This window comes from Hymenobacter cellulosivorans (assembly GCF_022919135.1).
Lineage (GTDB): Bacteria > Bacteroidota > Bacteroidia > Cytophagales > Hymenobacteraceae > Hymenobacter > Hymenobacter cellulosivorans.
Genome location: NZ_CP095049.1, coordinates 1,558,796 through 1,572,735 on the forward strand (window position 1 = coordinate 1,558,796; position 13,940 = coordinate 1,572,735).

A 13,940-nucleotide genomic window follows, 5' to 3' on the forward strand; every position below is an offset into this window, starting at 1 on the left:
GAAAACGAAACGGCTCCGGTGGCACTGCTACCGGAGCCGTTTTGTTTTGGATAGGCTCCAGAATATCAAACTCACCAGTTCCCTATTTCACCATCTCACTGCTAGGGCACTAATTCCGTTTATCTTTACGTTCGACCCTACGAATTCTGTCAGCTTCGTTGATGCGCCTACTTCGGTTTTCCTTCTTCCCGCTTTTGCTTGTTTTGGTCCTGCTTGCAGTTGGGGCCTGCAGCAAAAAGACGGTTTCCTTTAACAGCAAGCCTGAGCAGCTGGGGCTGGCTACCCTTACGCCCGACTCGCTGACCAGCAGCAGCGACACGACCAAGGCCCGTCGCTGGATACCAAGCGCCTGGCCATGACCAAGGAGCAGGAGCGAGCCGCCAAAGAGAAGGAAAAGGCCGCCCAGCGCAAGCCTAAGAAGAAAAAGAACGTCTTCCTGGGAGAGAAAATCAAGAAGAGCTTCACCAAGTCGGGGCCGAAGGGCCGTAACCAGATCATTGAGCAGTTTTACTACCTCAAGACCTTCCAGCAGCCCAATGAATACGCGCCGTCGCTGTACTACTTCAACCCCAAGAAGCGCAAGATTTTCAAATCGACGGCCGAGTTGAATCCGGCCACCGATAAGGTGCTGCACGGGCCCTACAAGAAGCTGCAGGGCGGCAAGGTTATCGAAACCGGCTACTTTGCTTTAGGCACCCGCCACCTCCGCTGGGAGAGATACAACAAAGAGAATACCCTGCTCACCAAGACCCATTACGAAATGGGTTTTCCGCGCGACGCGGCCGTGACTTACTATGACGCCGAGAAGAAAAAGATAAAGGAGGTCATTCCCTACGTAGCCGGCAAAGTGGAAGGTGACTACGTGCGTTACCTCGAAAACGGCCAGCGTGACTGGGACGGACAGTTTGAGAACGGCAAGAAAGTCGGCGTCTGGACCAAATATTGGGGCTTCCGCAACCGCCGACACTATGAGTATCAATACGGCGAGTCGGGCTACGACCCGGAAGTAGCCGAGCCGGAGATGGTGAGGGAATATAACCGTAACGCGGTGCTGGTGTACGACAAGGAAAAAGGCCTCGACAAGCGCGACGCCGTAACGGACCGGCCCGGCGCCAAGCGCTAATACCCTGATTTTTATATAGTATATATACTATAGGAGTGGAAGGGCTCATCCTGCAAAGGATGAGCCTTTTTCATAGCCGCCGCAGCTAGTAGAAAGCGTCTTCGAAGTGCTCAATCCGAAACCCGGTGCTAGAGGGCGTCAGGGCCACGATATCGAAGCGGATGTCGCCGTGCCAGTCGGTTTCCAGCTGGTACTGCTCGGCGGCCAGGCGGAACAGTTGGCGCTTGCGTTCCGTCACGAATTCTTCCGGAAACCCAAATTGCGTGGAGGAGCGAGTCTTGACTTCCACGAACACCAGCAAGCCGGGTCCTAACTGGGCAATCAGATCTACCTCGGCCCGGCGGTAGCGGTAGCCCTGCCGAAGCACGGTGTAGCCCAGGCTTGTCAGAAAGGTGCTGGTGGCGGTTTCACCGGCCTGTCCGAGTTCATGCGCCGTGTGGGTCATGGGGTAGCTGGTAAAGTCGGTCGATTGGGGTTGGGTCTAAATCTAGTACCTTTGCGCGCTTTCTGTAGTAGTTCCCGGCAGAATGTAGTGTAAATGGTTGAGCTTGGCTTAGAGCCAAAAAGCCCCTCCTTTTCAGCTGCCGGAAGTACCGCAGATGCAGTCCGTTGTTTGGTCATTTCCCGAGTTGATTATGTCCCAATCCAGTTCCTGCACTACATCAGCTCCCCATCTGGCTTCCATAACGGCTACTCCCGTAGTAGCTGGCCGGCAGGTGGAAGTCCGCAACCTGGGCTTGGCCGACTACGAAACAACCTGGGCATATCAGGAAGAGTTGCTGGCTTCGACGCTGGCCATCAAAACCCGCAACCGTCAGGCCCAGGAAGAAGGCCGCGCCCCTGAGCCGACGCCCAACTACTTGCTGCTGTGCCAACACCCGCACGTCTACACGTTGGGCAAAAGCGGCAAGCCCGAACACCTGCTGCTCGATGCCGAAGGACTGGCTCAGCACGGTGCCACGTTTCACCGCATCAACCGGGGCGGCGACATTACCTACCACGGCCCTGGCCAACTGGTAGGGTATCCCATTCTGGACCTGGAAAACTTCTTCACCGACATTCACCGCTACCTGCGCCTGCTCGAAGAAGCCGTTATCCTGACCCTGGCCGACTACGGACTGGCCGCGGGCCGCATTGCCGGGCTCACCGGCGTCTGGCTCGATTTCGAGGAAGGAGCTGTCAATCCGCGTAAAATCTGCGCTATGGGCGTCAAGTGCAGCCGCTGGGTAACCATGCATGGCTTTGCCTTCAACATTAACTCCGACCTCTCGTACTTCGGCCATATCGTGCCCTGCGGCATCACCGATAAGGCTGTGACCTCACTGCAGCAGGAGCTGGGCCGGGCTGTGCCGTTGCCCGAAGTCGAAGAACGCCTCGTCGCCCACTTGGCGCATGTTTTCGGGGCCGAATTTATTGTTGCCTAATCCATGAAAGAGCATATTTCCTTCGACCCGGTAGAGGGTGTTTCCATTGCCATTGTTCCTGACCAGGTGGGGGCCCTTGATGAAAGTCTCAGCACTTGGCAGGTGTACCTGCTCAATCATAATCCTTACCCGCTGAGCAACGTCATCGTCAGCTCCAACGGCTACGGCACTCAGAGCGACGGGGAAAGCGTACGTACCTCCACGCTGCGTCACGTTATTCTGGAAGTGGAGCCGCACACGGCCGTGCCCATCGAGCCCATCGACCCTGCGTTGTTTCATCTCAACAACCAGTATTGGGTGAGCTACTACCGGGGCTCCCAGATATTCGACAAGAAGTTCATCTTCGTCCCCGATTCTATTGTTGCCGCCAATCTGATTCATATTGCTCTGTTAGACCGCGAAGGCGTGCTGCATAGCTAACTTCTATTTGCAGATAGCGGGAGTAAAAAGTCCTGGCTATTTGCTTAATTTTGAGCCGATACGTGATGAATGCACTCGGAATTCAGTTGGGGTTGTCCTTTCTATGGGCGTTTTTGGTAGCACTATTTGCAGTGCCGTCCATCATTTACATTGCCCACCTGAAAAATATGCTCGATACGCCCAACGTGCGTACCGTGCACGAATCCCTGACGCCCCGCCTCGGCGGCGTAGCCGTTTTTGCGGGCTTTATGTCGGCCCTCACCATCTTCGCCGACCTCAGCAACGGGATTCAGCAGCTGCTGGCGGGCTGCATCGTGCTGTTCTTCGTGGGCCTGAAAGATGATCTGGTCAGTATCTCCGTATCGAAGAAGTTTGTGGGTCAGCTGTTGGCCACCGGCGTAGTCATGATTATGGCCGATATCCGCGTTACCAGTTTTCAGGGCATTCTCGGGATTCATGAGCTGCCTATCGGCATCAGCTACGCGTTTACCTTCCTGGCCATTGTCGGCATCACCAATGCCATCAACCTCATTGACGGCCTCGACGGGCTGGCTGGTACCATCGTCCTGATTATTACCAGTACCTACGGTTACTACTTTGCCCGCTATGGCGGAGCTGGCTACGGCAATTACGTGTTTGTATCCATCTGCCTGATTGGAGGCATGCTGGGTTTTTTGCGCTACAACTTCCACCGCGCCAGTATCTTCATGGGCGACACCGGTTCGTTGGTCTGCGGCTTTATCGTGTCCATTCTCACCATCCAGTTTATCGAGATGGGTCTGAAGGTGGGAGGCCCCTTCGCTACTTCCTCACCGGCCGTGGCCATTGGCATCCTGTTCGTACCCTTGTTCGATACGCTGCGGGTATTCATTGTTCGTATGATGGCCGGCCGTTCGCCCTTCTCCCCGGATAAAAACCACGTGCACCACCGGATTTTGGCCATGGGCTTTCAGCAGATCAGTACCGTGATGCTGCTCGGCTTGCTCAACCTGGTTGTGATTCTGTTTGTCATCAACTTTGCGGCCCTGGGCAATATGCTGCTCATCGGCTGCCTCGTGGGTTTTTCGGTGCTGATTAGCATCTTTTTGGGCGTTTACCAGAGCCGGAGCGCCCAGCAGCGCGTTGCTTCCTAACCACCCAATGCCAGCGGGAATGGCTCGGCCGAGTTTGTCTCGATTTTCGCGTTGGCTGCTGGGGCTGCTGCTGGCTCTGAGCTGGTCGGCGGCCTTCGCCGCCGAGTACCGTCCCTTGCCGCCCGCGGCCCGAGGTGGCCTGTCCTCCGATTGGCTTATCCACGACGCGGCCCGCAACCGCTTGGTGCTCTATCTGCCCGACTACCACAACCCCGCGCTGGCGTATTACCAGTGGGTTTCTATTCGGCCCAACCGCCCGTTCACCATTAGCTTTGCCGCGCCCAAAGGCCTGAGCGTTTTTCTGGATAACCGGCTGGTTTTTTCTGCAGCCACTTCCGCGTCCTACACCCTCGACCTTGCCAAACTGCTGCCATCAGGCTCCGTTCCAGGGCCGCACTTGCTTTGCGTGTGGCACCCCGAAACGCCTCCCAAGCTGACTACGTTTACCAACGCTTTGCCCACCGTGCGTACCGCTGCCGATAAGAGCGTGGTGTCACCAGTTGCTGTGCAACCACTGCCGCGTGGTCATCAGGGGCAAAATGTGTTCCTCTGCTTTCTGCTGCTCATCGGCTTGCTGTATGGCGGTATCCGGTCGGCTTACCAGCCCGGTTTTGCCCGTATCTACCACTTCGAAGGACTCTGGGGTAAAGCCACCAACGACCAGGACTTTTTGACTAAGCCCACTGTGACCTGGTTGAATCTGCTGCTGGTGATGGTATTTTCTCTGTCTTTCGCCCTGCTACTGGTTGCCATTCACACCAATATTCAGAGCATCATCATTCTGCGGCGGCTGTTCGATGTACCTGAATCAGCCATTGTCGTGCGCGTGCTGTTCTACGCCGCGTTGATTGCCGCTTTCGTACTCGGCAAGTACCTGTTCCTGGAAGTAATGGGCTACATCTTCGACGTGACTCAGCTGGTTATAGTGCAGTACCGCGAGTTTATGCGCACCATCCTCTTCATGGGGCTTTTCCTGCCTGGTGTTATGCTGCTCTACCTCGGACTGAACCAGACATTGCCCGAAACTGTCTTGTGGGTATCCAACGGGGTGGTTTCCTTGATGTTGATTGGTACTGTCATCCGCATCGGGCGGACGTTGCACCGGCGCGCGTCTTTACTAAATCTGCATTTGTTTTCGTACCTTTGCGCCACAGAAGTGATTCCCTTGATCATTCTGCTCAAATTGATTGTGTTTACTTACTAATCTCTCTGTCGCAGAAGCTCTTCTACTCCTCCAACGCCGCCTTATTGCCTTAGATTTACTCTTTCTTTTACCCTATGGCCGAGAGCACAGACAAACCGGGGACGGGCCGTCACGCAAAGCGTATTTCCAGCATCCTGGTTACCCAGCCTAAGCCCACAAACGACGTCTCCCCTTACTTCAGCATTGCTGAGAAGTACGGTATCAAAGTCGACTTCCGCGAGTTTATCCAGGTAGACCCAGTCTCCTACAAGGATTTCCGCAAGGAGAAAATTAACATCGCCGAGCATACGGCTGTTATTTTCACCAGCCGGAACGCGGTAGACCACTTCTTCCGTATCTGCCAGGAGGCCAAGCTGGAAATGCCTGCCGAAATGAAGTACTTCTGCATTTCGGAGCAGACGGCTAACTACCTACAGAAGTACATTGTGCTTCGTAAGCGTAAGCTATTTGTGGGCCAGCGCACTGCTGCCGACCTATTCGACGTTATCAAGAAGCACAAGAGCGAGAAGTTCCTGTATCCTTGCTCGGATATCCGCAAAGACGATATTCCAGAGTTCATGCGGGCCAATAACTTCAAGTTCACGGAGGCGGTTATTTACCACACCGTAGCCAGCGACCTGTCCGACCTGTCGGATGTGAAGTACGACTGTATTGCGTTCTTCAGTCCTTCCGGAATCAGTTCTCTGTTCATCAACTTTCCCGATTTCGAGCAGAATGGCACGCGTATCGCTGCTTTTGGACCCACGACCGCCAAGGCTGTGTTGGACGCTGGCTTAGAGCTGGATATCGAGGCTCCTCAGCCTAATGCTCCCTCAATGACTGGGGCTATCGAAGCTTACATCCGCCTGCATCATGGGCCGGATGTTGGAAAAGAAAAAAGTAAAAGCGGCAAACAAAACGTTTAGCACGTAAAACAAGCGGAAGGGCACTAAAAAGTCCTTCCGCTTGTTTTTTTTCAGAGGTTTGTTGCAGAGGGTTTTTTGCATACATTTGGAAATACCTACGTTGGCCCATCCAAGTCTTAACAGGCCATAAATCAATCAGTTCTATGAAGAGAACTTTACTTACAATACTGCTGGCCTCGGTAGTATCTTCTATGGCGCTTGCTCAGCAACAGCCTCAGTTTAGCCATTACGGCTTTAATGGGATGTATCTGAATCCCGCCTATGCTGGTATCAAGGGACAGGGAGAGGTTACTACGTTAGGTCGTTATCAGTACTTAGGTTACAACGCTACGTTCGACGATGGGGGCTCTCCACAGACCTACTCACTGAGCGCCTCTTTGCCCGTAGCGGCAATTGGTGGCGGGGTTGGGGTTAGTGTATTTCGTGACAAAATAGCTCAGTCGAACATCACTAACGTGCAGCTGTCCTATTCCAAGCACTTGAAGGTAGGAGAGGGCCGATTGGGGATTGGGGTTCAAGGTATTTTCAACCATCTCAGCAAAGGGGTGTATCGTCCCGCTGATGAACGCCCGGATGGTAGCGTACCACGGGAAGGTTCTGACCAAAAGTTTGATGCTGGGGTTGGGGTATGGTATGAGTCAGATAAGCTGTATGCAGGTCTCAGTACAAATAATCTGCTACGCTCTGAGTACCGCTTTAAAAGTGAAGGAGGAACGAACAGCGCCACGGTAATCGGTGAAAATCACGCTTATCTGACGGCTGGTTACAATATTGAAGCGTCGTCGTCCGTTGTTGTTACCCCCACAGTCCTTGTGAAGATGGTATTGCCCGGGAAGTTTGGCGACAACAATAAATTCAGTTTGAAGAACAACTCGTATGAAGGTGGTGTGCGTGCTACGCTCAACGATAAGTTCTGGGGTGGAGTGGGTTATCGGTACGACGAGTCGATTACGGGGATGTTGGGCATGAGCTTTGCTAAGGATAATGCTTTACGCTTCGGCTACGCATTTGATCTTATTGCATTTAACCAAGACGCGCGTGCATTCAGCTCCCACGAAATCATGCTTTCTTACCGGTTGCCTAAGCCTGGCTTGGCTACCCGTCCAGCTATCCGCACTCCCCGATACAGCTTCTGATTTTAGGGGAATCTTTCAAGATTGTTGGGTTGTTGGGTGTGGGAGTGGTTAATTTGTAGGGCTTTTACACTAACTCGCTGCTTTCCATCGTTTAACCGGTATCTACCCCGGTTCGTAGACAAAAGGTAAGCATTGAGCGACAGGCTTGCGAACGAATGTAATATTCGCTAGATTTGCCGGCTCATTAAATTGTAATCTTAGGGTATCGCCGCCTGTACAGTCTTTTTTTCCTTAACATGAACAAGTTTCTCGTATTGCCTCTCGTAGCCCTGTCGGCGCTGTTTCTGGGAGGCTGTGGTTTCGGCAAAGGACCGCAAGGCGATTTGGTCGGAGCGGAGGACCGCCCCGAGTTCAATCCGCAGGAAGTTCCTTTTGGCATGGTACCCTGCCCGGGTGGAACCTTCCACATGGGACAAACAGACCAGGACATTTCAGCTTCCATGGTCAACATGAACAAGCAGGTGACTATCGCCGGCTTCTACATGGATGAGACGGAGATTACTAACAATGAGTACCGTCAATTCATGAACGCCATCCGTCAGGACTCTATTGACGTGCTGGGCGAGGAATATGTGATGACGGAGCTTTATCCTGATACGACCGTCTGGGTTCGGGACTTCACTTACCACATGGGTGACCCGCTGATGGAGTATTACTACACCCACCCTGCTTTCGACGATTATCCCGTAGTAGGAGTGGATTGGTTCGCTGCCAAGTATTTCTGCAATTGGCGCACCAAGAACAAGAATGCTGCTAACGCTGAAGCTGGTTTGGCTCCTACGCCTAACTTCCGCCTGCCTTCTGAGGCTGAGTGGGAATACGCTGCCCGCGGTGGTCGTGACCTTGCTACCTATCCTTGGGGTGGACCTTACCTGCGCAACTCGAAGGGCTGCATGCTGGCTAACTTCAAGCCCGGCCGCGGTGACTACGCCAGCGACGGTTATGCTTACACGGCTCCAGTAGGCGCTTTCTTCCCTAATGACTTCGGCCTGTATGACATGTCAGGCAACGTATCCGAGTGGTGCGATGATGCCTACATGGAAGCTTCGGTGCCGGTGGTATGGGATATGAACCCTACCAACCCTGATGACAACGAGCCTCGCAAAGTAGTGCGTGGTGGCTCTTGGAAAGACATCTCTTACTTCTTGGAAACGGGCACTCGCAACTTTGAGTACCAAGATTCCGCTCGCTCTTACATTGGTTTCCGCACTGCTATGATCCAGATTGGATCGGCTTTGTAAGGAAACTAATACCCACACCCTCCCTCGCTTTTACATCATCACTCAACAAATTCTTTCAATTCAAATTCAAATGGCAGCAAAAGGCGGTAGTTTCCTGTATGACGTGGTTATGCCCAAGGTGTACGGCATCGGGGCCGCAGTCGTAATCGTCGGGGCTTTGTTTAAAATTCAGCACTGGGATGGCGCTAGCGAAATGCTTATCGTTGGTCTCGGCACTGAAGCATTGATTTTCCTACTCAGCGCATTTCAACCTACTTCACACGAACCTGATTGGTCATTGGTTTACCCCGAGTTGAGCGAAGGATACGATCCTTCAACGGGTAACAAGAGCTTCGCGGCTACGGATAACAACAGCAAGGGCTTGACCAAGAAGCTGGACGACATGCTGAAGGACGCCAACGTAACGCCCGAAGCTATTTCTTCCCTGGGCGCTGGCCTGAATCGTCTGTCGACGACCACGCAGCAGCTTTCCTCGCTGGGCGATGCTACGAATGCTACTGAAGAGTACACGACCAAAGTTCGTTCGGCTGCTCAGTCGCTGGAGCGCATCAACGATGCTTACTCGAACACGGTAGAAGCCATCACCGCTATGTCGAGTGCTACGGCTGATGCTCGTGAGTACCACCTGCAGGTACAGAACGTAACCAAAAACCTGGGCGCTCTGAATGCAGTGTACGAAATGGAGCTGCAGGATGCCAATACGCACCTGAAATCCATGAACAAATTCTATGGTACCCTGAGCCAGGCCATGGAAAACCTGACCGAAGCTGGCAAAGAAACCGACCAGTTCAAGCAGGAAGTAACTCAGTTGACCAGCAACTTGGGTTCATTGAACCGGGTGTATGGCAACATGCTCAACGCTATGCGTGCTACCAGCTAATCATAGCGTAGCAATAGTTTCCGTCCAATACATATAGACTAGGCACGACCACGATGGCGGGAGGAAAAGAAACTCCAAGGCAGAAGATGATTGGCATGATGTACCTGGTACTGACTGCTCTTCTAGCCCTTCAAGTAAACTCAGCAATACTGCTCAAATTCAAGTTCCTCGACGACAGCCTTTCTGCTATCAACAATAAGGTTTCGAAGTCGAACGATGGTACGGTAAAAGGCATCCAGGCGCAGGTTGAGAAAAACCGCAACCAAGCTGGAGACCTAGCTGTGCTGAAACAAAGCGAAGAAATTCGCAAGACGACCCAGGACATGATTGCCTACTTGGGCACTGTTCGCGAAAAGCTCCTGACTGCCACTGAAAACAAGGGCAAGAATGAGTTCAAGAATATGAGTGCCGAGGATAAAGTCGCTAGCACCATGCTGGGCGGCAAAAGAGACGGTCTGGCTTACGATATGAAGAACAAGCTCAACACTTATTCTTCGTACATCGGCAAATTCGTTCCTGGTATTGCTCCTCTGGCACTCGATGCCAAGGACGATCCGATGGTTACTGACAAAGAACAGCGTAACAAGAACTTCGCTGAACTGAACTTCGAAAACACTCCAGTAGTAGCTGCTCTGGCTACTCTGGCCCAGAAAGAAGCTGAAGTTCTGAAGTACGAGTCGGATGCTCTGGCTGCACAGTCGGCTAAAGTTGGTGGCAATATCATCGTGTTCGACAAAGTAGGTGCTTTTGCCAGTGCTGAGTCGAATACAGTAGCTGCTGGTACTAAGTACAAAGCAGAGCTGTTCCTGACGGCTTCGGCTACCGGTCTGAAACCTTCGATGACCCTGAACGGCAGCCCGCTGGCAGTTGGTCCCGATGGCAAAGGCAAAGTTGAATTCACGGCTCGTCCTGGCTCGTTTGATGCCGCTGGCAATGCCAAAGCCCAGTGGACTGGCACTATCCGCTTCAAGCAGAATGGCCGCGACACGACCTTTAAAGTGACGGTTCCTTACACGGTGACCAAGCCTGTAATGCAGATTCAGTCCGCTTCGGTACAGGCTCTGTATTTCAAGTGCGGCAATAAGCTAAGTGTACAAGTACCCGCTCTGGGTGCCCAGTACAAGCCAGGCTTCTCGGCTTCCGGCGCTTCGGTTATCAGCGGTGCTAAAACGGGCGAAGTAACCTTGGTGCCTAACTCGCGCGAAGTAACTCTGAGCGTGAGCAGCGGCGGCAACGCCATCGGCTCACAGACCTTCCAGGTTCGTCCGATTCCTAAGCCTGAGATTAAGTGCATCGTAGGTGGCCGTGAGGCTAACGAAAAGCAGGGGACACCCATCACGGCGGTCCGTAACATGAGCCTGAAAGCTGTACCGGACGCTGGTTTCGCCACCTTCCTGCCTGATGATGCTCGTTACCGCGTAACTCGTTACGAAGTGACTCTGGTTCGTGGTAAGCGTCCCGCTATTCCGACCCGCACCATCAACGGCCCCGAGGCAAACTTGAACGACGTAGTAAACTCGGCCCGCGAAGGCGACCGTCTTTACATCGAAGTGAAAGAAGTTCGTCGTTTGAACTTCCAGGATCAGCAGGAAGAAGTAAACGTAGCGAAGCAGTTCAATATTCCGTTGCTGTAAGCGTTATTCTTCTGAACTAACCGCAGCGCTTTTTTGATTACCACGGTATGAACAAATTCCTCTCCTTCGCCGCTTTGGCGGCCAGCCTGACGCTGTCGGTCTCAGCATCGGCTCAGGAACAAGCTACGACCGCCAGCAGCAACGGCTCGTACCGCCCGATCCCAAATTCGGACATTATGTTCCGGAAAACGATCTGGCGTGCGGTTGACCTTCGCGAAAAGCAGAACAAGCCCATGTTCTCGGAAGGCAAAGAAATCAGCCGGGTAATTTTGGAAGCAGTGAAGCGTGGCGAACTCCAGGCCTACCGCAATGACTCGCTGACGTCTACCTTTAATGCTTCGGAAGTATCAGGTCGGATGTCGTATGTAGAGGCTAGCGCCGGTCTAAGCGACGAAGAGAAAGCTGCTGGTTTTACCGACGAAACCTCTGATGATGGCTGGGGTGCCAAGCCTTCCAAAAAGGGCAAAGGCAAAACGGCTGCGAAGCCTAAAGCTCCCGCTGCTCCGCCAAGCTACGAGTACCGCTATAAGGACTTGTATCAGATGGAATTGAAAGAGGATATGATCTTTGACAAGAAACGGTCACGGATGTATCATGACATCAAAACCGTCACGCTGCTGGTTCCTTCCACGCTGAGCTCGAACGTATCCGGTATTGAAACTCCAATTGGGACTTTTAAATACAGCGACTTGGTACGCGTATTCCGGGCTAATCCAGATAAGGCTATCTGGTTTAACTCGCAGAACGATGCCCAGCACAAGAACTTGGCTGATGCTTTCGAATTGTGGCTGTTCAACTCCTACATCGTAAAGGTTTCGAACCCGAACGACTCACGTCTGGATGAAGTATATGGCGGGCCGCAGCAGGGTATCCTGGCTGCTCAGCAAGCCGCTTCCGACCTGATTGAGTACGAGTACAACCTGTGGAGCTTCTAAGTCAACCATAGGTCGAATAAAAAAGCCCCTGCCTCACTGGCAGGGGCTTTTTTATTGTCCTTGGTTGGGTATTTACTCGGCGGAGGAATTGGTTTCAGCAGCTTCCTGCTCACTAAAATAGTTGAGCAAAATACGAGCCTTCGCTTTACCTACTTCTTCAATCAGTTGTGCTTCGGTCAGCTCTTTGATCTTCTTTACCGACTTAAACTTGGTCAGCAGCTTCTCCGCAGTGACGGGCCCCAGACCCTTTACGTCCGTCAGCTCCGTTTTGAGCGTGGCGGCGTCGCGGCGGCTACGGTGGAAGGTGATGCCGAAGCGGTGCACTTCGTCGCGCATGCGTTGAAACAGGCGCAATGATTCGCTCTTTTTATCGATATAGAGCGGTAGCGGGTCGTTGGGAACATAAATCTCCTCCAAGCGCTTGGCAATGCCGATGACGGGAATCTGACCCCAAAGGTTCAGGTCTTTTAGGGCTTTGACAGCCATGCTAAGCTGGCCTTTGCCACCATCGACGATGACTAGCTGGGGTAGGGAGGCACCTTCGTCCACCAAACGCCGATAGCGCCGCGTGACGACTTCGTACATCGAATCAAAGTCGTTGGGGCCCACCACCGTTTTGATGTGGTAGTGGCGGTAGTCTTTCTTACTAGGCTTAGCATTGCGGAAACATACCATGGCAGCCACCGGATTGTCGCCCTGGAAGTTGGAGTTGTCGAAGCATTCAATGTGCTTAGGCAGCTCAGTGAGGCGTAGATCCTTCTTGATGGTTTCCATGATGCGTACCTCGTTGAGATCTTTGGACCGGTCGTTCATACTTTCCTTCTCCTTACGCAGGTACATAACGTTCTTAATGGAAAGCTCCAGCAGCTTACGCTTGTCGCCAATTTGAGGGACGGTGACCGTCGCATTGGCAATGGGCAGCTCGGGCAGAGCCACATTGACCAGGATTTCGCGCGACTGACTTTCGAACTCCTCCCGCATCTGCATAATCATCGGGGCCAGGATTTCAGGATCGGTTTCGTCGAGCTTTTTCTGCACTTCCACTGATTGGGTCAGGATAATGGCCCCGTTCATCACCTTCAGGTAGTTGATAAAGGCGCTTTTCTCATTAGCAGCAATGCTGAAAACGTCGATATTGGACAGTGAAGCATTGACCACTGTTGACTTGGCCTGGAACTCGTCAAGTCGGTCGAGCTTCTGCTTAAAAGAATGGGCCAGTTCGAACTGCTGGTCCTGGGCGGCGGCCATCATCTTCTCCTTGAAGTAGGCCTTGGGTACGCTCAGGTTACCGCTCAAAATATTGCGTATCTGCTGGATGTTCTGGTTGTAGGATTCCTCATCCACTAGACCTTCACACGGACCTTTGCAGTTGCCCAAATGATATTCCAGGCACACTTTAAACTTGCCGGCCGCTACGTTTTCGGGCGAGAGGTTATAGGTGCAGGTACGGAGGGGGTAGAGGGCCCGGATCAGCTCCAGCAGGATGTTCATCGCCGTCAGGTTGGCGTACGGACCATAGTAGCGCGAGCCGTCGTTGATTTTCTTGCGCGTGGGCAGCAGACGCGGAAAACGCTCGTTGGTCAGGCAGAGGTAGGGATAGGTTTTACCATCCTTCAGCAGAATGTTGTATTTGGGCTGATTCTGCTTGATAAGGTTATTTTCCAGCAGAAATGCGTCGGACTCACTATCCACGATAGTGAATTCGATACGCTTGATGTTGCGCACCAGCTGCTGGGTCTTCTTGTTGTGGTCCTGCTTATTGAAGTAGCTGCTGACCCGCTTGCGGATATCGATGGCCTTGCCGACGTAGATAATGCCTTCGTCGTCAAAGAATTTGTAGATGCCCGGCCGGTGGGGCAGGTGCCGGATTTGTTCTTGCAGATGGTCTTTGGCAGCCATAGGAAA

General features: G+C 52.9%; 14 protein-coding genes. 12 read left to right on the forward strand and 2 right to left on the reverse strand.

Going from position 1 to position 13,940, the window contains the following annotated elements:
- Positions 1–203: 203 nt before the first annotated feature.
- Both MUN80_RS06695 and MUN80_RS06700 read left to right on the forward strand, forming a co-directional pair.
- On the forward strand, positions 204–359 hold the full coding sequence (locus MUN80_RS06695) for a hypothetical protein (protein WP_244721345.1): 156 nt from the start codon (positions 204–206) through the stop codon (positions 357–359).
- The gene (locus tag MUN80_RS06700; protein ID WP_244721349.1) at positions 356–1,123 is read left to right on the forward strand and encodes a toxin-antitoxin system YwqK family antitoxin; all 768 of its coding nucleotides are present in this window, start codon (positions 356–358) and stop codon (positions 1,121–1,123) included. Before MUN80_RS06695 ends, MUN80_RS06700 begins: the two co-directional genes overlap by 4 nt.
- Before the next feature lie 85 nt (positions 1,124–1,208).
- Here MUN80_RS06700 and MUN80_RS06705 read toward each other — a convergent pair whose 3' ends face one another.
- Positions 1,209–1,568: a YraN family protein gene (locus MUN80_RS06705; protein WP_244721350.1), complete on the reverse strand. Its 360-nt coding sequence runs from the start codon at positions 1,566–1,568 to the stop codon at positions 1,209–1,211.
- A 190-nt stretch (positions 1,569–1,758) separates the two neighbouring features.
- Here MUN80_RS06705 and lipB point away from each other — a divergent pair, with 190 nt between their 5' ends.
- The 10 genes from lipB (at position 1,759) to porN (ending at position 12,035) form a co-directional block, all read left to right on the forward strand.
- Positions 1,759–2,547 (forward strand): lipoyl(octanoyl) transferase LipB, encoded by a 789-nt coding sequence (lipB, locus tag MUN80_RS06710; protein ID WP_244721352.1) that lies wholly within the window; start codon positions 1,759–1,761, stop codon positions 2,545–2,547.
- Between the two features lie 3 nt (positions 2,548–2,550).
- A complete protein-coding gene (locus MUN80_RS06715) occupies positions 2,551–2,967 on the forward strand; it encodes a hypothetical protein (protein WP_244721354.1) in 417 nt (138 codons plus the stop codon).
- Positions 2,968–3,098: 131 nt separating this feature from the next.
- A complete protein-coding gene (locus tag MUN80_RS06720; RefSeq protein WP_244721357.1) occupies positions 3,099–4,100 on the forward strand; it encodes an MraY family glycosyltransferase in 1,002 nt (333 codons plus the stop codon).
- A 34-nt stretch (positions 4,101–4,134) separates the two neighbouring features.
- Positions 4,135–5,304 (forward strand): DUF4271 domain-containing protein, encoded by a 1,170-nt coding sequence (locus tag MUN80_RS06725; RefSeq protein WP_244721360.1) that lies wholly within the window; start codon positions 4,135–4,137, stop codon positions 5,302–5,304.
- Positions 5,305–5,378: 74 nt separating this feature from the next.
- A complete protein-coding gene (locus tag MUN80_RS06730; protein ID WP_244721363.1) occupies positions 5,379–6,209 on the forward strand; it encodes a uroporphyrinogen-III synthase in 831 nt (276 codons plus the stop codon).
- A 143-nt stretch (positions 6,210–6,352) separates the two neighbouring features.
- Entirely contained in the window at positions 6,353–7,345 is a 993-nt protein-coding gene (locus MUN80_RS06735) for a PorP/SprF family type IX secretion system membrane protein (protein WP_244721365.1), read from the forward strand.
- 236 nt (positions 7,346–7,581) lie between these two features.
- A complete protein-coding gene (porK, locus tag MUN80_RS06740) occupies positions 7,582–8,586 on the forward strand; it encodes a T9SS ring complex lipoprotein PorK/GldK (protein ID WP_135396255.1) in 1,005 nt (334 codons plus the stop codon).
- A gap of 70 nt (positions 8,587–8,656) precedes the next feature.
- Positions 8,657–9,466, forward strand: a complete 810-nt coding sequence (gene porL / locus MUN80_RS06745) for a type IX secretion system motor protein PorL/GldL (RefSeq protein ID WP_244721370.1) — start codon at positions 8,657–8,659, stop codon at positions 9,464–9,466.
- A 53-nt stretch (positions 9,467–9,519) separates the two neighbouring features.
- A complete protein-coding gene (porM, locus tag MUN80_RS06750; protein WP_262922044.1) occupies positions 9,520–11,100 on the forward strand; it encodes a type IX secretion system motor protein PorM/GldM in 1,581 nt (526 codons plus the stop codon).
- Positions 11,101–11,147: 47 nt separating this feature from the next.
- Entirely contained in the window at positions 11,148–12,035 is an 888-nt protein-coding gene (porN, locus tag MUN80_RS06755; protein WP_244721374.1) for a type IX secretion system ring subunit PorN/GldN, read from the forward strand.
- A 72-nt stretch (positions 12,036–12,107) separates the two neighbouring features.
- Here the strand turns inward: porN and uvrC are convergent, their stop codons facing one another.
- On the reverse strand, positions 12,108–13,934 hold the full coding sequence (uvrC, locus tag MUN80_RS06760) for an excinuclease ABC subunit UvrC (RefSeq protein WP_244721376.1): 1,827 nt from the start codon (positions 13,932–13,934) through the stop codon (positions 12,108–12,110).
- Between the last annotated feature and the right edge of the window lie 6 nt (positions 13,935–13,940).